The sequence below is a fragment of the Brachybacterium sp. YJGR34 genome (assembly GCF_003347015.1).
Taxonomy (GTDB): Bacteria; Actinomycetota; Actinomycetes; order Actinomycetales; family Dermabacteraceae; genus Brachybacterium.
This window is the reverse complement of sequence record NZ_PNFB01000027.1, coordinates 1-23510: the sequence shown is the minus strand read 5'-3', so window position 1 is coordinate 23510 and position 23510 is coordinate 1. Positions and strand designations below refer to the sequence as shown.

At 71.6% G+C, this 23510-nt stretch carries 24 protein-coding genes and 1 pseudogene; 14 read left to right on the top strand and 11 right to left on the bottom strand.

Annotation, left to right across the window (positions count from 1 at the left end; translation table 11 throughout):
• Positions 1-10: 10 nt before the first annotated feature.
• The 3 genes from CXH06_RS16955 to CXH06_RS16945 all read right to left on the bottom strand — a co-directional run bounded on the left by CXH06_RS16955 (position 11) and on the right by CXH06_RS16945 (position 2161).
• Positions 11-793, bottom strand: coding sequence for an alpha/beta fold hydrolase (locus tag CXH06_RS16955; protein WP_114856381.1), 783 nt, complete (start codon positions 791-793; stop codon positions 11-13).
• Positions 790-1500, bottom strand: coding sequence for an alpha/beta fold hydrolase (locus CXH06_RS16950; RefSeq protein WP_114856380.1), 711 nt, complete (start codon positions 1498-1500; stop codon positions 790-792). Before CXH06_RS16950 ends, CXH06_RS16955 begins: the two co-directional genes overlap by 4 nt.
• Before the next feature lie 103 nt (positions 1501-1603).
• Positions 1604-2161, bottom strand: coding sequence for a GNAT family N-acetyltransferase (locus CXH06_RS16945; protein ID WP_114856379.1), 558 nt, complete (start codon positions 2159-2161; stop codon positions 1604-1606).
• Between the two features lie 335 nt (positions 2162-2496).
• On the opposite strand from CXH06_RS16945, the gene CXH06_RS16940 reads away from it, so the two are divergent.
• The 5 genes from CXH06_RS16940 to CXH06_RS16920 all read left to right on the top strand — a co-directional run bounded on the left by CXH06_RS16940 (position 2497) and on the right by CXH06_RS16920 (position 8849).
• Complete coding sequence (locus CXH06_RS16940) at positions 2497-4272, top strand: SulP family inorganic anion transporter (RefSeq protein WP_114856378.1); 1776 nt, start codon at positions 2497-2499, stop codon at positions 4270-4272.
• Positions 4269-5606, top strand: coding sequence for an ion channel protein (locus CXH06_RS16935; protein WP_114856377.1), 1338 nt, complete (start codon positions 4269-4271; stop codon positions 5604-5606). The genes CXH06_RS16940 and CXH06_RS16935 overlap by 4 nt, the downstream gene beginning before the upstream one ends.
• Before the next feature lie 196 nt (positions 5607-5802).
• Positions 5803-7524, top strand: coding sequence for a SulP family inorganic anion transporter (locus tag CXH06_RS16930; protein WP_114856376.1), 1722 nt, complete (start codon positions 5803-5805; stop codon positions 7522-7524).
• A gap of 265 nt (positions 7525-7789) precedes the next feature.
• On the top strand, positions 7790-8179 hold the full coding sequence (locus CXH06_RS16925; protein WP_114856375.1) for an SHOCT domain-containing protein: 390 nt from the start codon (positions 7790-7792) through the stop codon (positions 8177-8179).
• Positions 8180-8201: 22 nt separating this feature from the next.
• Positions 8202-8849, top strand: a complete 648-nt coding sequence (locus tag CXH06_RS16920) for a hypothetical protein (protein WP_114856374.1) — start codon at positions 8202-8204, stop codon at positions 8847-8849.
• Positions 8850-9034: 185 nt separating this feature from the next.
• On the opposite strand, the gene CXH06_RS16915 is transcribed toward CXH06_RS16920, so the two are convergent.
• Complete coding sequence (locus tag CXH06_RS16915; protein WP_114856373.1) at positions 9035-9526, bottom strand: DUF1269 domain-containing protein; 492 nt, start codon at positions 9524-9526, stop codon at positions 9035-9037.
• Between the two features lie 211 nt (positions 9527-9737).
• Here CXH06_RS16915 and CXH06_RS16910 point away from each other — a divergent pair, with 211 nt between their 5' ends.
• On the top strand, positions 9738-10466 hold the full coding sequence (locus CXH06_RS16910; RefSeq protein WP_114856372.1) for a Pr6Pr family membrane protein: 729 nt from the start codon (positions 9738-9740) through the stop codon (positions 10464-10466).
• Positions 10467-10518: 52 nt separating this feature from the next.
• Here the strand turns inward: CXH06_RS16910 and CXH06_RS18390 are convergent, their stop codons facing one another.
• Positions 10519-11304, bottom strand: a complete 786-nt coding sequence (locus CXH06_RS18390; protein WP_157975799.1) for a hypothetical protein — start codon at positions 11302-11304, stop codon at positions 10519-10521.
• Positions 11305-11313: 9 nt separating this feature from the next.
• On the bottom strand, positions 11314-11925 hold the full coding sequence (locus tag CXH06_RS16900) for an LURP-one-related/scramblase family protein (RefSeq protein ID WP_198684100.1): 612 nt from the start codon (positions 11923-11925) through the stop codon (positions 11314-11316).
• Between the two features lie 352 nt (positions 11926-12277).
• Here CXH06_RS16900 and CXH06_RS16895 point away from each other — a divergent pair, with 352 nt between their 5' ends.
• The 4 genes from CXH06_RS16895 (at position 12278) to CXH06_RS16880 (ending at position 15223) form a co-directional block, all read left to right on the top strand.
• Positions 12278-13207 carry a phosphotransferase enzyme family protein gene (locus CXH06_RS16895; RefSeq protein WP_114856371.1) on the top strand — a complete coding sequence of 310 codons (930 nt, stop codon included), beginning with the start codon at positions 12278-12280 and terminating at the stop codon, positions 13205-13207.
• A gap of 145 nt (positions 13208-13352) precedes the next feature.
• Positions 13353-13997: a class I SAM-dependent methyltransferase gene (locus CXH06_RS16890; protein WP_114856370.1), complete on the top strand. Its 645-nt coding sequence runs from the start codon at positions 13353-13355 to the stop codon at positions 13995-13997.
• Between the two features lie 243 nt (positions 13998-14240).
• Positions 14241-14720 (top strand): Rrf2 family transcriptional regulator, encoded by a 480-nt coding sequence (locus CXH06_RS16885; protein WP_114856369.1) that lies wholly within the window; start codon positions 14241-14243, stop codon positions 14718-14720.
• A gap of 71 nt (positions 14721-14791) precedes the next feature.
• Complete coding sequence (locus CXH06_RS16880) at positions 14792-15223, top strand: carboxymuconolactone decarboxylase family protein (RefSeq protein WP_114856368.1); 432 nt, start codon at positions 14792-14794, stop codon at positions 15221-15223.
• A 61-nt stretch (positions 15224-15284) separates the two neighbouring features.
• Here CXH06_RS16880 and CXH06_RS16875 read toward each other — a convergent pair whose 3' ends face one another.
• Both CXH06_RS16875 and CXH06_RS16870 read right to left on the bottom strand, forming a co-directional pair.
• Complete coding sequence (locus tag CXH06_RS16875) at positions 15285-16238, bottom strand: acyltransferase (RefSeq protein WP_114856367.1); 954 nt, start codon at positions 16236-16238, stop codon at positions 15285-15287.
• A gap of 59 nt (positions 16239-16297) precedes the next feature.
• On the bottom strand, positions 16298-16903 hold the full coding sequence (locus CXH06_RS16870) for a TetR/AcrR family transcriptional regulator (RefSeq protein ID WP_114856366.1): 606 nt from the start codon (positions 16901-16903) through the stop codon (positions 16298-16300).
• A 100-nt stretch (positions 16904-17003) separates the two neighbouring features.
• Here CXH06_RS16870 and CXH06_RS16865 point away from each other — a divergent pair, with 100 nt between their 5' ends.
• The 4 genes from CXH06_RS16865 (at position 17004) to CXH06_RS18670 (ending at position 21446) form a co-directional block, all read left to right on the top strand.
• A complete protein-coding gene (locus tag CXH06_RS16865) occupies positions 17004-17741 on the top strand; it encodes an SDR family oxidoreductase (RefSeq protein WP_114856365.1) in 738 nt (245 codons plus the stop codon).
• A 28-nt stretch (positions 17742-17769) separates the two neighbouring features.
• Complete coding sequence (locus tag CXH06_RS16860; protein ID WP_114856364.1) at positions 17770-18963, top strand: sorbosone dehydrogenase family protein; 1194 nt, start codon at positions 17770-17772, stop codon at positions 18961-18963.
• Between the two features lie 215 nt (positions 18964-19178).
• Positions 19179-20636, top strand: coding sequence for a hypothetical protein (locus CXH06_RS16855; protein WP_114856363.1), 1458 nt, complete (start codon positions 19179-19181; stop codon positions 20634-20636).
• A 453-nt stretch (positions 20637-21089) separates the two neighbouring features.
• Complete coding sequence (locus CXH06_RS18670) at positions 21090-21446, top strand: hypothetical protein (protein WP_114856362.1); 357 nt, start codon at positions 21090-21092, stop codon at positions 21444-21446.
• A 232-nt stretch (positions 21447-21678) separates the two neighbouring features.
• On the opposite strand, the gene CXH06_RS16845 is transcribed toward CXH06_RS18670, so the two are convergent.
• The 3 genes and pseudogenes from CXH06_RS16845 to CXH06_RS16835 form a co-directional block, all read right to left on the bottom strand.
• Complete coding sequence (locus CXH06_RS16845; protein WP_114856361.1) at positions 21679-22068, bottom strand: hypothetical protein; 390 nt, start codon at positions 22066-22068, stop codon at positions 21679-21681.
• Positions 22069-22329: 261 nt separating this feature from the next.
• Entirely contained in the window at positions 22330-22521 is a 192-nt protein-coding gene (locus CXH06_RS16840) for a hypothetical protein (protein WP_114856360.1), read from the bottom strand.
• A gap of 131 nt (positions 22522-22652) precedes the next feature.
• Positions 22653-23011 (bottom strand): annotated as a pseudogene (locus CXH06_RS16835) (transposase); the annotation flags it as partial.
• Positions 23012-23510 lie beyond the last annotated feature (499 nt).

The window sequence follows — 23510 nt, the reverse complement described above, 5'->3', positions numbered from 1 at the left end:
CGGCGGTGTCTCAGACCCCGGCGCCGCGGACGTCCCGCTCGGAGCGCGCCAGCACCCGCAGCAGCGCCGGGGTGAAGCGATCCGGGCGGGAGAGGTTCTCGAGGTGGGAGCCGCGGCCGAGCAGCTCGAGCCGGCCCCGCGGCGCGGCCTCGACGAAGGAGCGTTCGTCGAGGCGCAGCTGGTCGAGGCGGCCGTGCAGGAAGGCCACCGGCACCTCGACCCTCCGCAGATCCGCGCGGAGGTCGAGGCTCGCCACGGCGTCCATCGCCGGGGCGACCACGGTCGCCTCGGCACGGCCGCCGCGCAGGTAGGCCCGCGCACCCTCGGCGCCGAGGACGATGCGGAACACACGCCCGCCCGCTCCCGGGCGCATGCCCGGCACCAGATCGGACCACGCGATCATCCGCCCGTAGAGACGGGCCGTGGTGGCGGTGGGCTGGACGGCGGCGCCGCAGGCGACGAGCGAGCCCAGCGGGAACGAGGGCTCGGCCCGGGCGTTCCGGGCCGCGACGTGGATCGCGAGCATCCCGCCCAGCGAGCTGCCCACCAGGTGCACGGGCAGCCCCGTGCGGTGCGCGGCGCCGCGCACCTCCTGCTCGAGGGCCTCCCGCGCCGCCTCGAGGGTGAAGGGCTCGTCGCGGCGTTCACCGTGGCCGGGCAGGTCCGGTGTGCTCACCGCGTGTCCGGCGGCGCGGAGGGCCGGCACCTGCCGGTCCCATTGGCTGTGGGAGGTGCGGGTGCCGTGGACCATCACCACCGGCCACGGCGCCTCGGGCGCACCGCCGCCGTTCATGCCGGCACGCCCTGGGCCGCGCAGCGGCGGAGGATCCGGGTGAAGCGCTTGGGCCGCGAGAGGTTCGCGACGTGCCCGGCGTCCTCGAGGATCACCAGCTCCGCGTCGCGGGCGACCTCGAGGAAGAGGGCCTCATGGCGGCGGAAGGGGTCGTGCTCGCCGTTGACGAAGGTCAGCGGGACGTCGATCGCGGCGACGTCGGCCAGCAGATCGAGCGCGCCGATGGTGCGCACGACGGTCCGGATCACTCCGTGGGCGCGGCCCCCGCCGTAGTAGCGCCGGGCGGCCTTCCGGGTGTGGCGCCGGGCGAAGGAGCGCGCGATCCGCGCGTCGGAGTCCCCCGGCATCCAGTCCTTCATCGCCATCCACAGGCCGTAGAGCCGGGCCATCGCGGGGCCGGGCACGATCGTGCAGTCGGCGGCGACCACCCCGGCGAGACGGTCGGGCCGGGTGCCGGCCCAGTGCAGGGTGAGATAGCCGCCCAGGGAGAGCCCCACCAGCAGCGGCGGCTCCGCGCAGGCCTCGACGGCCTCGTCGATCGTCGCGAGCGCTCCCCGGAGCGTGAAGGGCTCGCCGCGGCGGCGCCCGTGCCCGGGAAGATCCGGGGCGATCACCTCGTAGCCCTTGTCCCGCAGCCGACGCTTCTGGCCCTTCCACATGGTCCGCGAGGAGCGCACGGCATGGATCAGCACGATGCTGCGTGTCACCGATCCCCCTCCCCTGCGCCGCGTCACCGGTCTCCGTCCCGGAGCGTACCGCCCGTCGGGACGTCCCGGCAGGTCCGGCCATGCCCGGGAGCCGGCCGCACCGTCAGTCCCGGGGATCCTCGCCGTCCTCCGGTCCCGAGGACGTCCCGGGGACCGCGGGCGCCGGGCCGTCGTCGAGCTGCCGCAGCAGGAAGACGAGGTCCAGCCAGCGCCCGAACTTGAATCCCACCTGCGGCAGCATGCCGACGCTGCGGAAGCCGAGCGCCTCGTGCAATCGGATCGAGGCGGTGTTGCTCGCATCGATGCCGGCGACCATGACGTGGACGCCGTGGGCCCGGGCCCGGTCCAGCAGGGCCTCCATGAGTCGGCGTCCCACGCCCTGCCCGGTGCTCGCCGGGCGCACGTACACCGAGTGCTCGACGGTCCGGCGGAAGCCGTCATGCGGGCGGAAGGGGCCGTAGCTCGCGAAGCCGAGCACCTCGCCGTCGGCGAGCGCGACCAGGACGGGGAATCCCGCGCGGCGCCGCTCCTCGCGCCAGCGTGCGCGGTCCGCGAGGTCCACCCGGGTGTCGTTCCAGATCGCCGTGGTGTGCTCGACGGCGTGGTTGTGGATCTCGGTGATCGCCGGGAGGTGCTCCTCGCGGGCCTCGTGGATCTCCATCGTGTCCTCCGACGTCTCGTCCGCGGCTCTCGGCGCCGCGGCTCAGGGTGTGTGGTCTGCGGGGGTGGGGCACCGGGGGTGCTGCATGGACCGGTCCGCCCCGCGACGGCCCCGCGCCGGAATCTCCCGACGGCGCCCTCGGCAGTCTCGTGGATCCACCGTCCCTCGCGCCAGGTCGTCCATGCCCTGCCGCGCTCGGTCGCCGCGGCCGCCCCTCGCCGCCGCTCTCCTCGCCCGCCCGTCCGGGACGGTGGGCCGTCTATGCTCCAGGCGGTGCGACGCAGTCACCCCGATCGGGTGACGTCCCCGACTCCGTCGTGGCCGAAGGTGGAGGCATGCAGCAGCGACCGAGACTCGTCACCGGTGCGCTCACCGCCACCGGCACCTGGCTGCGCAGCATCCGCCCCGAGCGCCGCCACCTGCGCCAGGACACCATCGCGGCAATGCCCAGCGCCGTCTCCAGCGTCCCCGACGGCATGGCCTCGGCGGCGCTGATCGGGGTCAGCCCCGTCATCGGGCTGTACTCGAGCATCATCGGTCCGGCCGTCGGAGGGCTGACCTCGAGCACGAGGATGATGATCGTCAGGACCACCACCGCGGCGGCGCTCGCGGCGGGCTCCGCGCTCGCGACCGTCGACGAGGAGCACCGCACCTCCGCGCTGTTCCTGCTGACGATCATCAGCGGAGCGCTGATGATCGTCGCGGGCGTCGCGCGCCTGGGCCGGTACGCCCGCTTCGTCTCCCACTCCGTGATGACGGGCTTCCTCACCGGTGTCGCCGCCAGCATCATCTTCGGTCAGCTCTCCGGTCTCACGGGAGCCGAGGTCTCCGGCAGCACCAACCTCGCCAAGGCCTTCGACCTCGTGAGGCACCTGGGTCGGATCGATCCGTGGACCTTCGTCGTCGGGCTGCTCACGCTCGGGATCCTGTACGGGCTGCAGCGGACGCGCTTCTTCTCCGTCAGCGCCCTGGCGGCCCTGATCCTGCCCACCCTCCTGGTGGTGCTGGCCGGGCTCGAGAGCGTCGCCCAGGTGCAGGACGGCGGCGAGATCCCCGCCGGCATCCCCCGACCGGCCCTGCCGGACCTCGGCCTGCTCTCCGTCGACCTGGTCGCCGGCGCCGCCGCCGTCGCGGTCATCGTCCTCGTCCAGGGGGCGGGGGTCAGCGAGTCCTCCCCCAACGAGGGCGGCGAGCCCTCGAGCACGAACCGCGACTTCATCGCGCAGGGGATCGCGAACGTCGCGGTGGGTCTGTTCCGCGGTCAGCCCGTCGGCGGCTCCGTCAGCGGCACCGCGCTGAACGTCGCGGTGGGCGCCCGCACCCGCTGGGCAGCGATCCTCTCCGGCCTGCTGCTGCTGCCGATCGTGGTGCTGTTCTCCGGGCTCGTCGGCCTCGTGCCCGAGCCCGTACTGGCGGGTGTGCTGATCTTCGCCGCGATCGGCGCGATCAAACCCGCCACGCTCAAGGTCATCTGGCGCACCGCGCTGACCTCGAAGGTCGCCATGGGCACCACGTTCCTCGCCACGCTGTTCCTCCCGGTCGCGGCCGCCGTCGGCATCGGCGTGGCGCTGTCGCTGGTGATGCAGCTGAACCAGGAGACCAACGATCTGAAGGTCGTCGAGCTCGAGCCGCTGCCGGACGGTCGGTTCCGGGAGAGGCCGGCGCCGCGAACGCTCACCAGCCACCAGCCCACGGTGCTGGACGTCTACGGCAGCCTGCTCTACGCCGGGTCGAAGACCATGCAGGCACGTCTTCCCGATCCCACAGGCGCCGAGGGCGCGGCCGTGATCATCCGACTCCACGGGCGCACCGCCCTCGGGGCGACCTTCTACCGGATGATGGCGGACTACGCCCGCCAGCTCGCCGCCCACGGCGGACGGCTCTATCTCTCCGGCCTGGACCCACAGCTGCTGGAGCAGGCCGAGCGCGCCGGCGGCATGGACCTGACCGGACCGGTGCAGGCGCTCACCGCGACCGGGCTGATCGGGGAGTCGACGAACCGGGCGCTCGCCGAGGCCCGCACCTGGCTCGTCACCCACGACGCCGATCCCCCCGCCCCCGATGCGGAGAGCGGACCACCCCCGGAGCCGAGGGACGGCGGGGACCGATGACCGGCCGCCCGGGAGGGCCCGTGCCGGTCCGCACGCCCACCAGCGCGGAGCTGCTGCGCACCGTGCCCCTGGCGCTGCTGATCGGCGTGATGTGCGCCGTCACGCTGGTGGCGCTGTCCTGGCTGGCCGAGCGCCTGCAGGTGGCGATCTGGGAGGAGCTGCCCGGCGCGTGGGGTCTCGCGGGAGCGGACGGACTGCCCTGGTGGTGGACCGTCGGCGTGCTCACCGTGACGGGACTGCTCGTCGGCGCGACGGTCCGGTGGACTCCGGGTCACGCCGGCAACGACCCGGCCACGACCGGCATGGTCGCCCCTCCTCTGCCCGTGCACGCGCTGCCCGGGCTCGCCCTCGCCCTCGTCCTCGGTCTCGCCGGCGGCGTCAGCCTGGGCCCCGAGAACCCGATCATCGCGCTGAACGTGGCGCTCGCCGTCTGGCTGGTCTCCCGCCGTGCGCGCACCGCCGTCGACCCGGCCCGTCCGACCGTGCTCGCGACCTCCGGCACCATCGGCGCGCTGTTCGCGACACCCGTGGCCGCCGCGCTCCTGATCACCGAGGCGTTCGCCGAGCGCGGGTCCGACGGACGCCGGGTGTTCGACCGGCTCTTCCTGCCGCTGGTCACCGCCGGGGCCGGTTCGGTAACGGCGTACGCGGTCGGTGCCCCGAGCTTCTCGGTCGATGTCGCCGCCTATCTCGCCCCGTCGGGGTGGGACCTGCTGACGGCACCGGCGCTCGCGATCGTCGCGGCGCTGCTGGTCGCCCTCGGCGCCTCCGCCCTGCCGATCGTGCACCGCGTGGTCCACACGATCGGCAGCCCCGTGCTCGCCCTCGGGCTCGGCGGGCTCGTCCTGGGCGTCCTCGGCGTGCTGGGCGGACCGCTGACCCTGTTCAAGGGGCTCGACGAGATGCAGCAGCTCGCCGAGACGGCGGACGAGCGCGCCTGGCACCAGATCCTGGCCCTCGCGGTGGTCAAGGTCGCGGCCCTCGTCGTCGCCACCGCGGCGGGCTTCCGCGGCGGTCGCGTCTTCCCCGCGGTGTTCGTCGGCGTCGCCCTGGGACTCGCGGCGACCGAGCTGCTGCCGGCCGTGCATCCGGCCGTCGCCGTCGCGGCCGGAGTCATGGGCGCCGTGATCGCCGTCGACCGCGACGGCTGGATCGCCCTGTTCATGGCGGCCGTGGTGGTCGGCGACGTGCAGCTGCTGCCGCTGCTGTGCCTGACGCTCGCCCCGCTGTGGCTCGTCGCCCGACTGCTCCCGGAGATGCTCGTCCCGGCGCCGGCCGCCGGAGGTCCCGAGTTCCGGGCCCTCGCCCGGCACCGGCCCACGGCGTCGTCATGATCCGCGGCCCGCTCGCGGCGACGGCCCGGGGCCCGCGACGGCCCCTGCTCCCCCACCCCGCCCGGCACCCGGTGCGCGGGTCTCGTGGACATGCCACCATGTGGCGCATGACCCCCTCTCCCCTCGCGCACGTGCACGCACCGGATCCTGAGGAGCGCCGGCGTCCCGGGCCGCAGCCGTCGGGGCGGGAGCGGGCGTGAGGGCGCGCGGAGGGGCCGACGAGACCTCGCGCCGCCGGGACGCGCCGAGGTTCGGCCGGCCGACCTCGCGCGATGTCGCCGCGGGTCTCGTCACCGGACTGTTCTCGATCCCGGAGGGCATGGCCTACGCCACCGTCGGCGGCTTCGCCGCGCCGCTCGGACTCTGGTCGGGTGCCGTGCCGACGGTCATCGGCGCCTTCTTCTCCCGCACCGTGCTGATGGTGACGACGCTGACCAGCGCCATCGTGCTGACGGCCCACAGCGTGCTGTCCGACGCGGGCCTGGATCCCGGCGACGTCGGTGCGATCGCCGCCATGACCGTCATGACCGGACTCTGGATGGCGCTCCTGGGCCTCCTGCGCCTGGGGGCCGTGATGTCGTTCGTCTCGACCGCCGTGATGACGGGCTTCACCGCGGGGATCGCGCTGCAGATCGTCGCCGGCGTGCTGCACGACGCCACGGGATACGCCCCTCAGGCGCACAACACGATCGGCAAGTTCGTCGAGTCGCTCCTGCACGTCGGCGAGTGGGACGTGCCCACGCTGCTCGTGTCCCTCTCCACCGTCGCGGCCTGGGCCGTCATGGTGCGCATCAAGCGGCTCCGCAAGGCCGCCACGCTCCTCAGCCTCGTCCTGGTCACGGTGGTCGTGGGGGTCGCGGGGATCGGCGTCGAGAAGGTCTCCGACATCGCCGCGATCCCGCGCTCGCTGCCGCCGTTCACGCTGCCGGACCTGGCATCCCTGCCGGCACTGGCGGCCGGGTCCTTCGCGATCGCCCTGGTCGCGCTCGCCCAGGCGTCCGGGATCGGCTCGGCGGTGCCCAACCCCGATGGCTCGCGCACCGACGTCTCGAAGGACTTCGTCGCCCAGGGCGCCGCGAACGTCGCCGGCGGCTTCTTCGGGGCGCTGCCGGTGGGCGGCTCGCTCTCGCGCACGGGCGTCGCCACCAGCAGCGGCGCGCAGACGCGCTGGGCGGGCGTCTTCAGCGGCATCTGGCTGATCCTCATCGTCGTCACCGTCGGGCCGGTCGCCGGCCTCATCCCGATGCCCGTCATCGGAGGCCTGCTGCTGGTCATCGGCGGCGAGCTGATCCGGGGACGGTGGCACGACATCCGGCTCGTCACGCGCACCTCGCGGCTGTCGGCCACGGCCATGATCGTGACCTTCGCGGCGACCACCGAGCTGCCGCTGCAGCAGGCGATCTTCCTCGGCGCGGCCCTGTCGATCGTGCTGTTCGCGGTGCAGGTCGCCGAGCGCGGTCGGATCGTGGAGCTGGTGCGCACCGGAGACGGCGACTTCCGGACCGAACCCGCCCCCGCCGAGCTGCCCAGCGGCCGGACCACCGTCCTGCACTACGCCGGAACCGGCTTCTTCGCCGAGGTGAACCGCCTGCAGGAGGAGTGGCCGCGGACCGCCGACACGCACGACGCCGGGCTCGTGATCTCGCTGCGGGGTTCCGCCGGCATCCCCTCGACGACCTTCCTCGAATCGCTCGACACGCTCCTGACCCGATGGCACGAGGCCGGCATCGAGGTGGTGCTCTGCGGGGTGCCCGCCGAGCTGCACGAGCACCTGGACCGCAGCGGACTGTCCGAGCACCTCAAGGGAGCGATCGTCGACGATTCCGGGGCCGTGCTCGCGACCGTGGGAGAGGCCTATCGGATCGCCGAGGGACGACGGCTCGCGCGGAGCTCGCCGTCCGCACCGGACGGGGCCTGACCCGCGCCGTCGGTCTCCCCGCCGCGCGGCCGGGCGGGGCGGGTCGAAGCGCCCCGGCGCCTGGTACTCTGCGGCATCGCCGGCGCGCCGACGCACCGGCGGCGCTCCCTGCCCTCGATCGGGGCGGCGAGCGCGTCCGGCGCACGTTCTGCACGCTTCACCCCAAAAAGGTGAGCCCCGCCGGACTCCGCCCGACGACCATCATCAGGGGCGGAGACTCGCACGGCACCCTCGTGCACGCCCACTGCCTATAGAGGAGAACATCATGGAGGGCTTCCCCCTCGTCAACCTTCTGATCCTGATGCTGTGGTTCTTCATGCTGCTGGCATGGATCTGGCTGCTCATCTCCCTGGTCGTCGACGTGCTGCAGCGCGACGACTTCTCGGGATGGGCCAAGGCCCTGTGGACCTTCTTCCTCATCGTCCTGCCGTTCCTGGGCAGCCTGATCTACCTGGTCGCCTTCGGCGGTCGGCTCAGCGCCCGCGGCCTCGCGCGCACCACGGGGATCCCCACGGCGCAGAGCACCCCGGAGCAGCCGCCGGCCCCGTGGCCCAGCGCCTCGGCCGAGCTCGAGAAGCTCATCAAGCTCCGCGAGGACGGCGAGCTGACGCTGCGGGAGTTCGAGACGCAGAAGGCCAAGATCCTCGGCTCCTGAGCCGAGCGAGGACGACACGCCCATGAACACCGATGTCGATCGGACGATCGGCGAGGACACCCCCGACCTCAAGGACTACATCTCCGTGGTCCTGCTGGCCGTGACCGCCGTGCTCACCGCATGGAGCGGCTTCGAGTCGAGCAAGTGGGGCGGGGAGATGTCCATCGCCTTCTCCAATGCCTCGTCGGCACGGGTCGAGGCCTCGCGCCACGAGACCCGGGCCGAATCGGCGCGGAACTTCGACCTGCAGATCTTCGGCTCCTACATCGAGGCGGTCTCGACCGGCGATGCGGAGCGCGAGGAGTTCGTGCAGACGCGGTTCACCGACCACTTCGCCGTCGCCTTCGAGGCCTGGATCGCCACGGAGCCGCTGGAGAATCCCGAGGCGCCCCGATCGCCCTTCGTCATGGAGGAGTACGTGCCGCCCGGGACGGCGGAGGCGGCGGAGGCCGACGCCCGCGCCGACCAGCGTTATCAGGATGCACTGGACTACAACCAGCGCGGCGACAACTACACGCTGCTGACCGTGCTGTTCGCGCTGGTGCTGTTCTTCAGCGCGATCTCGCAGAAGCTGCGCTCCGCGCGGCTGTCCTACGGCGTCCTGGCACTGGCCGCGGTCTTCCTCGTCATCGGGGTGGTCCTGCTGATCTCCTACCCGAAGATCATCTGACGGGCCGCTCCACCGGCGCCACCGCGAGGCGAGGGGGCATCCACCGAGTGGTGGATGCCCCCTCGCCGTGCGTGGAGCGGTGCTGCCTGGCCCGAGGCAGCCCCATTGCCGAGGCATCGTGTCCCGGACAGCGAGATGGCGCCGCCCCCGAGGGGACGACGCCATCTCACGATCAGGCGCGGAGATCAGTCCACGAACGCGAGGCGGAGAGCCTGCTCCTGCTCGTTGGAGAGGTTGGTGTGCACCAGGTGCGGGTGCAGGCCGGACTGGCCGAAGGCATCCTTCACCTTGTCCTGGACCGCGTCCGAGGTCAGCAGGAAGACGGCCGAGGTGCCCTCGGTGACCTCGTTGCGGACCTCCTTGATGAAGTCGTCGTCGATGCCGATATCGGCCAGCGAGCCGGCGACGCCGCCGGAGGCAGCACCGATGGCGGCGCCGAGCAGCGGGACGAAGAAGATCAGGCCGAACAGGAAGCCCCAGAACGCGCCACCGGTGGCACCGGCGCCGGTCAGGTTGTTGAGCTGCGTCGTCTTGGGCTTCTTCTTGCCGTTCTCCCACTTGACGGTCGCGGCGTCGACGACGCGGATGAGCTCCTCCTTCTGGAGGGTCTTGAGCAGGTCGACGGACTTGTCGGCCGAGTTCGCATCGTCGAACTTCCAGACGGTGAACGTTGCCATGGTGGCTCCTTCTTCTCGGGGTTCTTTCCACAGACTATCCTCCCGCGGCGGCGGATCACGCTCCTCGCCCCTTCCGGGTGAAAACGCGGCGGCACGCGAAGATACGCTCGGCGACGGGGCGAGCGCGCCGGCCGACGGTCGCCGCGCCTGCCTCGATCGAGCACGCGGGAGCTCCTCGCCCGCGACCCCTCTCATACCTCGGGAGCAGCTGATGTCCTCCTCGGATCCGACGACCGCTGCCGCGACGGGGCTCGCCTCCGGGGCGGCCCCGGTGCGCATCGTCTACCGCACCCTCGCGGTGCTCCTCATCGGATGGGGCGTGCTGCGGGTGACCGGAGCGGGCACGGCCCACTGGACGCCGTCGGCTCTGCTCTACTACACGGTGCTCTCGAATCTGCTGTGCCTGGGATGGATGCTGCTCAGCCTGGCGCGGAGCCTGCGCGGCACGAGCGCGGCGCAGCGGGCGACGCCCTCGGCACGGTGGGCCGCAGCCGTGATGATGGCGATCACGGTGACGATGCTGATCTACCTGGTCGTGCTCGCCCCCGCCGCCTTCTCCCAGCCGGGCACCTACGAGCCGTTCACCCTCACCGACAACCTGGTGCACATCGTGACGCCGCTCCTGGTCATCGTCGACTGGCTGGTGTTCGTCCCGCGGGGACACCTGCGCTGGTTCGACCCGCTGCTGTGGCCGGCGATCCCCTACGTCTACCTCGCGTTCGCCTTCCTCTACGGCGCCCTGGGTGGCGCGTTCGGCAATGGCGCCACGTATCCGTATCTGTTCATGGACGTGGGCCGGTGGGGCGTGGGCGGTGTGGTGCTGTGGACCCTGGGACTGACCGTGGCCCTGGAGGCCGTCGCCTTCGCTTCTCTGGGGATCGACCGGCTGCTGGCACGGGTGGGCGCGCCGCGGCGGGCCCGGCGTGCCGCCACCCTCTGACCGTACGCATCACCCGTCCCGATCAGGAGCGGCGGCGCCGGGTGAGCGCCTCTCAGGAGGTGCTCTCCGGCCCGTCGGCCTCCGCCAGGGCGTCCAGCGCCTCGTCGGTCTCCCGTGCCCGGTCGGCGACCTCGCCGGCGGCCGCCTCGATCGCGGCCGCGCTGATCAGCTCGGCATCGACGATCGAGCCCAGGGCGTCGACCACGGCGGTGTCGGAGACGATCTCGGCGGCGATCAGCGTACGCAGGGTGTCGATCGCGGCTGCCGCCTTGATGTCCTCGGCCTCGGCCACCGCGGCCGTCGCATCGAGCAGCGCGGCACCGGTCACGGCCTCGGCGATCTCGATGGACGCCTCGGCCTCGGCGATCGCCGCGACCTCCTCGCCCACGATCAGCGCCGCCTCGGGGGTGAGCAGGCCCTGGGCGATCATCTCGCCGCCGACGCCCCGCACGGCCGCCTTCAGGCGGGTGGCCCAGGAATGCTCGAACAGCAGGATGCCGACGGACTCGCCCACCGGGATCTCCTGCGCGATCTGCTCGATCTCCCGCGCGCCGATGCCGAGCTCGCCGCCGCTCGCCGTCTCCGTCGCACCGGCCGCCGCACGCAGCGCGTCGATCACCGAGCCGATCTCGACGGCGTCCTCCTCGTCCATATCGTAGAGATCGAGGTCGACGACCGTCTCCTCGTCCACCCGGCTCAGGAACCGCATGTCGATCACGCGAATGGTGCCGCCGGCGACCAGCGCCTCGAGCTCGGCGACGATCTCTCCGGTGAAGTCCGCCACGGGGCCGAAACCGACCGCCAGGACCTGCAGGGGGCCTACTTCGTCGAACGTCATCTCTTCTCCTCAGCGTCCCTCGTGGGCCATCATGTCGATCACGGTGCAGATCGCGAGGATCAGCGCATCGTCCTGCCCCGGCGCGATGTCGACGCCGTAGGAATCCCGGATCCGGAACCACTGCTTGGACACCGTCGCCACGGGCCTGCCGCCCTGCTCGATCCGGTACTCGTGGTTGACGATGTTGCCCTTGGTCGACAGGCCGGCTCCGCCGGGGATGTCGATCTGCCAGCGATCCCGCAGCGGCGTGATCAAGGCGTTGTGCACCTTGGCCGCCGGCGATCCGTCGGGCCGCAGGATGCTCATCGAGTCACGGACCCGGACCATGCGCTCCTGGATCTTGTACAGCTGCTGGCCCTGCATGGTCTCGAAGAAGAGGGTGGAGCGGATCCGCAGCGCCTTCCCGTCCACACGGAACGCCGGCTGTCCCTGCGCGTTCTGGATGACGAAGTCGTCGCCGATCGAGAACATCCGCTGACGCATCTGGTAGCGCGATCCGCCCGCCACGGCCTGCTGCGCAGCTCGGGAGCGGCCGGCGGCGACCCCGGCGACCGCCCCGGCGGCGACCGCCCCGGCCAGCGGGCGGCGGCGCGGCGCTCCGGCGGCTGCCCGCCTGTCCATCAACCCCATGATGTGTCCCTTCCGTCGCGAGCACGAGTTCCGCTCCGACCCTACCCCTGCCGCGGGCCGGACGGGTGACCGCGGTCACCCTCGACGACCGTGGCCGCGCAGGACGGCCCGCCTGCTCCGCCGTCGCCGTCTCCCCGCAGCGGTCCTCGTCGCGCTCTTCCTCCGGCGTCCGGCGGCACCGCCTTCAGGGCCGACGACGGAGCGGGTGGCGTCCGAGGTGGCCTGACGATCACAGCGCGTCCCCCTCGCCGCTCGCCGGTGGCGCCTCCTCCTCGATCGACCGGCCCCGAGCGCTCCGGAATCTCGCTTGTGGGCGGCACCCGGCCCGACGAGACTCGGGCTGATGGAATCGATGATGAGCACCGTCGCCGAGGGGTTCCGGCTCGGCCAGGTCGAGGAGATGGTCCCCGTCGCGGGCGGGTTCTCGAACGACCTGTGGCACGTGACCACGTCGAGCGGCGATGTCGCTGTCAAGGTGATGCGGGCCCATGCCGGGTCGACGGGTTTCCGCGACCGGATCGAGACGTCGTTCGCGATCGAGCAGAACGCCTTCCGGGCGGGCGTCCCCTGCCCCGAGCCCGTGCCGACTCCCGAGGGCAACGCCCTGCTCCGGGTGGACGGGCTCTGGGCGCGAGCCCACCGCTGGGTCGACGGCAGCAGTCCCCGCCCCGCCGATCATCTGGAAGACGCCGGGGAGCTGTTGGCCAGAATCCACCGGGTTGGCGCACCCAGCGTCCGACGGATCGTCGACCACCCGCGGGACGCCGAGACATGGGCCGCCCTCGCCGGACGCCCGGGGGTGCCGGGCGAGCTGTCCGAGCAGCTGCTCGCCGCCGCTCCAGAGCTCGCGCACCTCGGCGCCGCCACCGCGGCGAGAGGTCCGCTGGACGCCGCCCATGCCGACTCCCATGGTGATCTCGACCCCAAGAACACCCTCCTCTCCCGAGGCGGTCTGCTGGCGGTCGACTGGGACGCCGCCGGCCCCCGCCCGATCACCCGGGAGGCCGTCACCCTGGCTCTCGACTGGTCCGCGAGCCTCGAGGACTTCCGTCGGGCGCTCACGGCCTACACCGCCGCCTCCGGCGCATCGCTCCCCGGCGAACCGTGGGTCCTCGGCGGCTGGGTGGAGGCGCTGAGCGACTGGCTCGCCTTCAACGTCGAGCAGCGGGCGGATTCCGAACTCGGCGCGCACGAGGCATCGCAGGCATGTTCTCGCCTCCGTGCGCTGGCGAGCGACCTGGATGAGTACGTCGCAGCGCTCGATACGGTCTGACCTCGACGTTCACGGCGCATCGACGCAGACCGGGTCACTCCTCCCGAGGCCTCTCGGACCGCCCTGCAAAGCCACGGCACCGTGGCCGAGGACCCGCGCAGCAGACAGACGTCCCTCCGTCCTCTCCTCGTGGGAGTGTGATCCGATGAGCGACCCCCTCCCCTCGGTCCGAAAGTCCTACGGCGCTCGAGCAGCGGAGTACATCGCCGCTCTCGGGAGCATCGACCACGCCGCCGGCCCCGACATCGCTCTGGTCGAGCGCTGGGCGCGGAGCGTCGAGGGCCCGGTGCTCGACGTCGGCTGCGGCCCCGGCCAGTGGACGCACCACCTCACCACCCTCGGTCTCGATGCCGTGGGGATCGACCCCGTGCCCGCGTTCGTCGAGAGCGCCCGGGCGACCTACCCCGGCGTGCGCTATCGCGAGGGTCGGGCCGAGGACCTCGGCGTGGACGAGGGGGCGCTGGGCGGCGTGCTCGCCTGGTACTCGCTGATCCACACCGCACCCGACCAGCTTCCCGCGGTGCTCGCCGAGTTCGCCCGGGCCCTCCGCCCGGGCGGTGCACTGGCTCTCGGCTTCTTCACCGGGCCGAGGCTCGCGCCGTTCGATCACGCGGTCACCAGCGCGCACCACTGGCCGGTCGAGCTCCTCGGCGCCGAGGTGGCCGCGGCCGGCTTCACCGTCACCCACGCCGAGTCGCGCACGGATCCCGGTTCGCGCCCCCACGGCGCCCTGCTGGCGACGCGCTCGAGCCGGCACCTCGGGGAGATCGGCGCCGAGGACCTCCCCTGAGGCTGCCGCGCCGCCTGCCGACGCCGATCGCGTGATCCCTGAGGCCATCGGACCCCACAGGAGAGCCCTGTGCGTATTTCAGCTGTTCCGGACATCATCCACGCATTCCGCTGATATGTGGTCCCTCGAGCGCTGCACCGCAGGGTGCGACGGCAGCACCGACCCCGCCCTCACCGGACACGCAGCGACCGACGTCGCTCCCGGCGATTCCCAAATTCCCGGACACTCGCTATCCTGATTGGCATGCAGATGAACGAGGGGGTCGAGTGGGCGGCGCACTTCTGCCTGCTGCTGCACTGGCTGGAGGAGGACGATCCGCGCCCCATCCCCGGCGCCCGACTCGCGGAGGTCTACGACCTCCCACCGGCGTACGTCGGCAAGCAGCTGCAGGCGCTCACGCGGGCGGGGCTCACCCGGTCCGTGCCCGGCCGTCACGGCGGCCTGCTGCTCGCCCGTCCTGCCGCCGAGATCACCCTGATGGATGTGGTCGCCGCGATCGAGGGCACGGAGGAGGCCTTCCGCTGCACCGAGATCCGTCGGCGAGGGATCAACGCCGAGCGCCCCGCGCGTGAGTTCACCAGCCCCTGCGGCATCGCGATGGCGATGAAGTCCGCCGAGCTGGCCTGGCGCCGCGAACTGGCCTCGACCACGATCAGCGACCTCGCGGAGCGCACGCCCTCTCGCGCCGCCGCGGCGGCGCGCCGCCACTTCACACACCTCTGAGACCACTCGGCCGAACCGACCGACCACCCCACCCAAACCCGGATATTCAATATCCCTTTAAGGAGAGCACCATGTCACGCACCCCCACCCGCGACGCCTCCCCGGAGACCTTCAAGGCGCTGCTCGCCCTGGACGGGCGCCTGCGCCGATCACTGGGCTCCGTCCTCTACGGCCTGGTCAAGCTCCGCGCCTCCCAGATCAACGGCTGCGGCTACTGCGTCGACATGCACGCCACCCACCTGGAGCAGGACGGGCTGCCCCCGCGCACGATCTACGGCGTCGCCGGATGGCGCGAGAGCCCGTTCTTCGACGAGACCCAGCGCCTCGCCCTCACCGTCACCGACGCGCTCACGAAGGGCATCGACCCGATCTCCGACAAGCTGTGGGACGAGGCCGGCCGCCTCCTGGGCGAGGAGGGGCGGGCAGACCTCCTGATCGCGATCGGCACCATCACGACCTGGAACATCTCCGGGCTCACCACCCATCTGCACCCCGCCCCCTGATCCCGCGCGCGGCGCGCGATGCGGGAGATCGCGCCGGCCCGCATCGCGCGAGCGCCGATGCTCACCGACCGGGGACGACCTGCTCGATCCTCACGGCGGCACGGGCTCGCTCGCTCCGGGCGGGCAGCCGGAACAGGAGGCTCCCGGAGATCCGGGTCGCCGCCCAGGAGGCGCCGCCGCCCACCGCCACCAGCACGGGAGCGAGCACCCACCAGGAGATGTCCCCGATCAGCAGGTACGCCGCGCCGATCGCGGGGAAGTGCACGAGGTAGACGACGAGCGACTGTCGGCCCACCGCCCGCAGGGTCCGGGACCTCGGGACGCGCGGCGCGATCCACACCGCAGCGAGGATCCCGGCCACGGACACCGCGAAGCCCAGGAGCATCCCGGCACCGATCTCGCGACCGGCCGCTGCGCAGACCCCCGCTGCCGCGGCGACGACCGTCAGCGCGATCGGCACCGGAGCACGGACCTGCTGCCAGAGCTCGAGCCGCCGCGCGAGCGCCGCCCCGGCGAGGAAGAACGCCCCGTACCACAGGATCTGCTCATAGGCGTTCGTCCCCGGGATCGGCGCGAGCAGCACCATCGGCAGCGGCCACAGCCACGCCGGGACCCAGCGGGTCAGCGGCGCGACCAGGTAGCAGGCCAGGAGCACGGCCAGGAACCACAGGTGCCACGACCCCCCGATCCAGGCCCACGGATCCGTGAGCGTGCCGGGCGTCAGCAGCACGAGATTCGTGATCACCGTCCACAGCAGGAACGGCCAGAGGATGCGGCTCACCTTCCCGGCGCCATAGATCGGCAGCGGCTTCGCCAGCGACCGGGGCAGGAGGAGTCCGGACAGGGCGAGCATCACCGGCATCCGGTACGGGGCCAGCGCCTCCATGACCGGCTGCCAGGACGGGACCGTGCCGCCGAGCACGCCGGGGATGGTGAGCGCATGGTGGAGCAGGACGAGCACGACGGCGAGCCCGCGCAGCTCGTCCATCCAGTCGATCCGGTCCGCTGCACGCATGCCCGGATCGTATCCGGACCAGGGCGGACGGGGGCGGACGGCGGCGATCGAGCAGGGCCTCAGGCCCGGCCGGCCGCGCCGTGGAGCGCGTGATCGACCAGCCGAGGAACCAGCGTCTCGTCGAAGGGCACCTGGAGGACGAGCAGCCGGTGGTAGCACGCGCCCCAGAGCTGGTCGACGATCACGTCCAGATCGGCATCCTCCCGCAGCTGCCCCTGCCGACAGGCGGCGCGGAGCCGCTCACGGGCGAGCTCGCGCCGCGGTCGCGCGTACTCCTCGGCCCACGCCCGGGCGACACCGGGGTCGACCTGTGCGGCGCCGATCAGCTCGGCGACCGGTGTGGCAGCGCCGTCGCGGGTCAGCCATCGCACGAAGGACGTCAGCTGGGAGACGAGGTCCGCCCGCAGGTCGCCGGTGTCGGCGAAGGCCAGGACCGGGGCGCTCCGGGCGAAGTACGCCTCCGCGGCCATCGCCCCGGGCGAGGGCCACCACTTGTACAGCGTGACCTTGCTCGATCCCGCCTCCTTGGCGACGCGGTCGAAGGTCACGGCCCGCAGTCCCTCCTCGAGGAACAGGCGGCCGGTCGCCGCGAGGACCTCCGCGCGGACCTCCGCCGCGGGCCTCCTACCCCGTCCGCGCCGCACGGCCTGCTGCTCGTCGCTCATCGCTGCTCCCTCTCCTGACGGTGCGGCGCGGCACCTCTTGTGCTTCCACGCCCACCAGTTTAATGTACGAGTTGTTCATATCATGACGAAGGGATCTGCCATGAGCAGCACCACCGAACGCATCGCGATCGTGACCGGAGGGTCCGGCGGCATCGGCCGGGCGTGCGCTCTGCGCCTCGCCGCCGACGGGATCGCGGTCGTCGTGCATTACCACGGCAACGCGGAGCAGGCCGAGAGGACGGCCGCGTCCATCACGGAGCTCGGGGGCCGCGCGCTGACCGTCGGCGGCGACATCGCGGAGGAGGAGACGGCCGCGGCGCTGTTCGACACGGCCCAGCGGGAGTTCGGCGGCGTGGACGTGCTCGTGCACACGGCGGGGATCATGCCGCTGTCCCCCGTCGCGCAGCTCGATCTGGAGGAGTTCGACCGGGTCCAGCGCGTCAACGTGCGCGGCACCGTCGTCGTCGACCAGCTCGCCGCACAGCGGATCCGCCCGGGCGGCGCCATCATCAACTTCTCGAGCTCGATCACGCGCCTGCAGACCCCGACCTACGGCGCCTACGCCGCCTCCAAAGCCGCGGTCGAGGCTCTCTCGCTGATCCTGGCGCGCGAGCTGCGCGGTCGCGACATCACGGTCAACGCGGTCGCCCCGGGCCCCACGGCGACGCCGCTGTTCCTGGACGGCAAGAGCCCGGAGCTGGTCGAGCAGATCGCCGGCGGCAACCCGTTCCAGCGGCTCGGCACGCCGGAGGACATCGCCGAGACCGTGGCGTTCCTGGCCGGTCCCGCGCGATGGATCAACGGGCAGACCCTCTTCGTCAACGGCGGCGCGGCGTAGTCGCCGCCCCTCCCTGCCAGGCGTTGCGATGCGACCCCCAGAACTGCCCCTGTCCTCACCGTGGCGAGACGTCTCCCGTGCCACCGCGGTGGTGCTCAGCACCCTGTCCCTCGGCCTCGCCGTGGCAGGCTGCGGAGGCCCGACCGCTGATCCGTCCGAGCGACCGGCCCCCCGGATCTCCCCCGAGGCACCCGCCGATCCGACACCCGCGCAGAGCGCCGCCGCCACGCTCGGCGGGGTGGAGGAGCTGACCACCGGCCTGGAGGCTCCCTGGGGACTGACCTTCCTCCCCGATGGGACGGCGCTCGTCTCGGAACGGATCAGCGGCCGGATCCTGCGGCTCGGGACCGATGGCGGAGATCCCGTGGTGGTCGGCGTCCTGCCCGGCGTGGAGGTCTCCTCCGAGGGCGGGCTGCTCGGCATCGTCGCCTCCCCCGACTTCGACGAGGATCGCACGGTCTACGCCTCCGTCTCCGGCGCCGACGAGAACCGGATCCTCGCCCTCACGATCGCCGAGGACTTCGAGTCCCTCGCCGTCGAGCGGACGCTGCTCGACGGCATCCTGACCGCCGACCGCCACCACGGCGGGCGCCTCGCCATCGGCCCGGACGGGCACCTGTGGATCGGGACCGGCGACGCTTTCGAGCCCGAGAACGCCGCCGACGACGCCTCCCTCAACGGCAAGATCCTGCGGATCGCCACCGACGGCTCCCTTCCCGCGGACAATCCGGAGGACTCCCCCATCTACTCCAGCGGGCACCGCAACGTCCAGGGCATCGCCTTCGGGCCGGACGGCACCTCCTACGCCTCGGAGCTCGGCCACCGCACCTGGGACGAGGTCAACGTCCTGCGCCTCGGCGAGGACTACGGCTGGCCCGAGACCGAGGGCATCGACGGAGACACCGGGGTGGAGCCGATCGCCACGATCCACCCGGACGACGCCAGCCCCTCCGGCGTGGCGTATGCCGCGGGATCGCTGTGGATCGGGGCGCTGGGTGGACAGCGGCTCTGGCAGCTCCCGGTCGAGGGCGGCACCGCCACGGGCGAGCCGATCGACCACCTGGTGGGCGAGTACGGCCGGATCCGCACCGTCGAGGTCGCTCCGGACGGCGCCCTCTGGCTCCTCACCTCCAACACCGACCGCGCGACCTGGGGCGGCACCGATGCCCGCCCCGGCGACGACCGTGTCCTCCGTGTCGAGGTGACGGCGCCCGCGACGTGACTCGGAACGCAGGGGACACCCCAACCCCTCCACGCCCAGGATCCTCCCCACTGCTTGGCACGGGACACAGGGGCACCCGACCTACCAGCCGGTTCATGCCCGAACGTGACGCGGGGCATAAACGGTGTTCCAATCATGTAACAGACGTGTCGCCCCGGGCCCGTGAGCCGTGCCCGCGCCTCGGTGGTCGGGGCGACCTGAACGAGGAGTGGGCCATGAATGAACTTCCCAGTTGGGTCATCCCCCTGATCGTCATCGCGCTCGTCGTGATCATCGTGCTGATCATCGTCGGCGTGGTCGTGGGGAAGAAGAAGCGGGAGCGACAGCACGAGGAGGACCGGCGTCGTGCCGCCGAGATGCGTGCTCGAGCGGAATCGGAGCGCGAGCAGGTCAAGGACCGCGAGCTGAAGGCTCGGGAGCGCTCGCTGCAGGCTGAGCAGGCGAAGCTGGACGCGGACCGCGCCCAGCGCGATGCGGAGAAGAAGCAGCAGGCCGCCGATCAGGAGCAGGCACGGGCCGAGCAGGCCCGCACACAGTACGACGAGGACCTTCGCCGTGCCGATGAGGTCGATCCGGACAGCGATGTCAGAGCACGGAAGGGCGCTCGCGCCGATCGTCACGACGATGCCGCCGCCCCTGCCCAACAGGAGCGCCGGGGCGAGAACGGCATGGGCACGGACGCGGCTCTGGGCGGAGCTTCCGTCACGGGCGGTGCCGCCGCAGGTTCGGGCACGGAGAACAGGCACGCAGAGGGATCGGGCGCCAACGGTCACCGGACCGGTGGTGGCGAGCCCGGGCCGACAACGGCGAGCGACCCGGCCGTGGCTCGTCCCGCCCCTCAGGATGATCATCTCCGCGACGCTGCCGGCGAGACCCCCGGGCAGGGACTGCGTGCCGGAAACGACCGGGCTGCCGACGGCAGGAATGCCGAGCACGGCGAGCCCGGCAGGCACAGCGACACGAGCTCGAATCCCGAGCCGCTGACGAACGAGGAGTTGAAGCGGGCGCCGGGATCCGCGGAGGAGCACGCCGCTGCGAACTCCCCGACTCGACGCTCTGACGTCCGCCAGGAGAACTTCTCGCAGCGCGAGTCCCTCGGCTCTGAGTCTCCGCTCGATGCGGAGGCGTCCTCGCTGGGGAACGGACCGTCGCATCGGGCACCGATCTCTGCCGACGAGGACCACGCACCCGCCGGCCGGGACTCCTCCGCGTCGCGCACCGACGCCACCGTCCCCTCCCGCGAATCCTCGACCTCGGGCTTCGACCAGCACGGATCCACCACGGACAGGGTCGACGGGGCAGGTCGGACACCGTCCACGGACGGTGTCCCCGAGTCCCGCGACAGGGATTCCGCATCACTGGGCGACGCCGCGGACGACGCGAAGAACTCCTCCGTCCTCGGAGACCAGTCCGTCGGTCACGGCCCGTCCGTCCCGAGCGATCAGGGCCGGCAGCAGCCGAGCTCCGTCGGCGGATCGTCCGAACTCCATCGCGGCGACGCCCCGGTCCGCACCGGGACGGCGGGGAGCCATCGCGCGGCTGGTCCCGCGCCGTCTCAGGAGACGGGCCGGCCGCCATCGGAGGATCAGGACGCCGAGCAGCAGCGTCGGGACCACGACGAGCGTCATCCGGAGCTGGACCCGCTCAACCGCCGGGACAACGAGGGGTCCTGAGGTCTCGACCTCGTGAGCAGAATTCTTGAACGCTGCTCGTGAGCGTTGCCAGCGACGGGCCCGGGCCTCTGGGTCCCGGCCCTTCGTGGTGGATCGTGTCGGTTGCGCCGCCCATGGAGCGCCTGGCCGAGACGTTCCGGGAGCATCCCGTGATGAACCCGAGGTCAGTCTCCTTGGCGGTCGCGAGCTGCCACTGGATCGAGGCGTCCGCGGCGACGGTGCCGTGCCCCGTCGCACGGCGACGGACTGGTCTACCGGAGAGATGTCCTTCTGCACGGTGCCGTCGAGCGTCTCGACCATCTCCCTGGGCGCCTTAACGTCGAAGCCGTGACCGACTAGATCGACGAGCTCACCGAATGCCACGGCGCGGGGCTGAACGATGACGATCACGAAGAGCGTGGAGACCATCAAGGCCAGGACGGCGGCACCGAGCCCTGCGAGCTTGAGCGGCATATGCAACCCCGGATCGGTCCTGGTCCCGTCGTAGCGTGCCGCGGCGGTGCGCTCGCGAACTGTCCCCATTCCACCCACCGCACGTCCACCCAGGAACTGCACCCCTGGCGAGCCGGCGCCCGCACCGCCGTCCAGATCCTCGTCCCCGCGCTAATCCTGTTCGTGGTCGCACAGCCGATCATCGACGAGGAGCGCGGCGCCCACCTGCCCGACGCGTTGCGCGCCTGGTACGCGGCCGCAGCGTTCCTCACCGCGTTCGAAGTCGCCCTGACCCGCATCATGGCACTCCCGTCCGCGCAGCGCCTCCTCGGCGCGATCGGACTCGGCACCGGAGCAGCTGATGGCGACGACGCCTGACTGGCCGGGCCTCGACTGGACCTGCCACCTGTGCGGCTCCCCGTTCAACTCCCAGCGGGCAGCCGAGCAGTGCCGCGCCGAGTGCGAACAAGCGGACCGCGACGCCCGACGACGGTGACAACGAAAGCGCCCCCATCCAGGCCTCACGGCTGGGATGGGGGCGCTTTGCCATGCGAGCGATCTCCGGTGCGGCCCGCAGCGAGGCTCTTCGCCCTTGGTGCTTCGCGAAAGGTCAGGGGTAGTTGTCGCCGTCATAGAAGACGGTGTCGTTCGCTCCGGCGGGAACGACGGCGGCGGCCGTGTTGAAGTTGCTGGCCTCGGTCGGGGTGCCGAGGTTGGGCGGGTTGTTCGCGACAGCTCCTCGGAAGTAGCCGGGAATGTCAGGGCTCGTGCCTCCCAGAATGACCTCACCGCCGACAGGGCAGTCTGGGCCGGCCCAGGTGAGGGTCTTAGCGTAGGCGACGGGGCCCGCGGAGACCGCCCAGTTAGGATCGATCTGAGCGATGTTGAGGCTGAGCCGCTCGGTGGCGACGTAGAAGGTCACGGTGGGTTTCCCCGGCCCTTGTCCGTCGTTGACGAGCGTGTAGCGGGCGAGGAAGTAGTTCGAGACTGCCTTGGGCATCTCCCAGACGAGGCTCGTCTGGGTGAAAGTGAACGTTGGCGCTGCCGAGGCGGCGATCGCTGGCGCTGCCGTTGCTACGGCGATCGCAGGAACGGACCATCCTGCCGCCTTCAACAGCTTCCGTCGCGTCCCGGAAGACTCCCTCAACTCACGTCCTGGCTTCGACAACCCTGCCCCTACCTTGAGATCCCGTATGAGCCATTGTGCACGCGTCGCATCTACCGGTGCAACGATCAGCACTGCCTGTCGGCAGATGCCCGGTCAGGTGTGCTTCTGGTGCCTGCTCACGGTCGCCCAGAACACCGGCGCGTCGATCTCGATCACCCTACTGTCGCCGACATGCTCGGTGAGATCATCTGCGATCGCATCGACGTCGTAGCCCTCTGCCGAGGTCTGGGCATCTCCGCTGGCGATCGTGGCGTTGATGTACTTGATAAGGCTGTCTCTGTCCATGCTCGCTCCTCGTCGGGGGTGGGGTGACTCTAGCGCCTGCCCAAGCTCACGACTTAACCGCGACGCAGGACGAGAGGGACTGCTGCACGCATAGGTGCCATCTTGACCTGCCCTACGGTGAGGCTTCCACAGACTCCCAGCAGGCGGCAGCAGGTGTGAACGGGTGCCCCGGCGTCGACGAGTCGGTCGATCACCGGGTGGGCCCTTCTGGGGCGACTCCTCCCTCCTCGTCGAGCCACGTCGCTGCCCGGCGGAGGATCGCGATTTCTTCTTCGAGTTGCCGGACGCGTCCGCGAGCTGCGCGCAACTCCGCCGATTCTCGTGTGCTGAGGCCTGGTCTTTGGCCGTGGTCGATGTCGTCCTGCCGCAGCCAGTTGTGGAGTGTGACTGCGTAGATGCCAAGATCGGCGGCAGTCTGCTTGGCTTGCCGGCCCTCACGCACGAGAGCGATGGCGCGTGCACGGAACTCGGGAGGGTACGGGCGGGGCATGCGGTGAGCCTTCCATGAAGGCCATCGACTAGCGACGTCAACTGGAAACCAGGCCGTAGATCAGGTCAAACTGTCACCTGATCGTGCGGCAGTCCCGGACGGGAAAGTCTCCTTGCGTCACGCCGGTCGCATGCGCCACCTCGGCATCGGCCGCGCCCACAAGAGCCGGCCCGTCAGACTCCTCATCGACCACGACGACGTCCTCGTCACCGACCTCGACACCGGCACCATCCTCGCCGAGTTCACCATCGACACCACCCGCGGCTACCAGCCAAGAAGAAGGGCCCCGGTGAAAACCGAGGCCCTGCTTCGTGAACCATGTCCCGAGACATCTGCGAACGATGTCCCGAGACTTCACACACGGTGGAGCTAGGGGTGTCTGGTCTCAGCACATAGTTCGCACCTGTCTCGGGACATCGTTCGCGTGCACTGCCGGAGCATGTCTCGGGACATCGTTCGCACAATGAGCGATGGCGAAGAACCGGGTGATCGTCCTGTC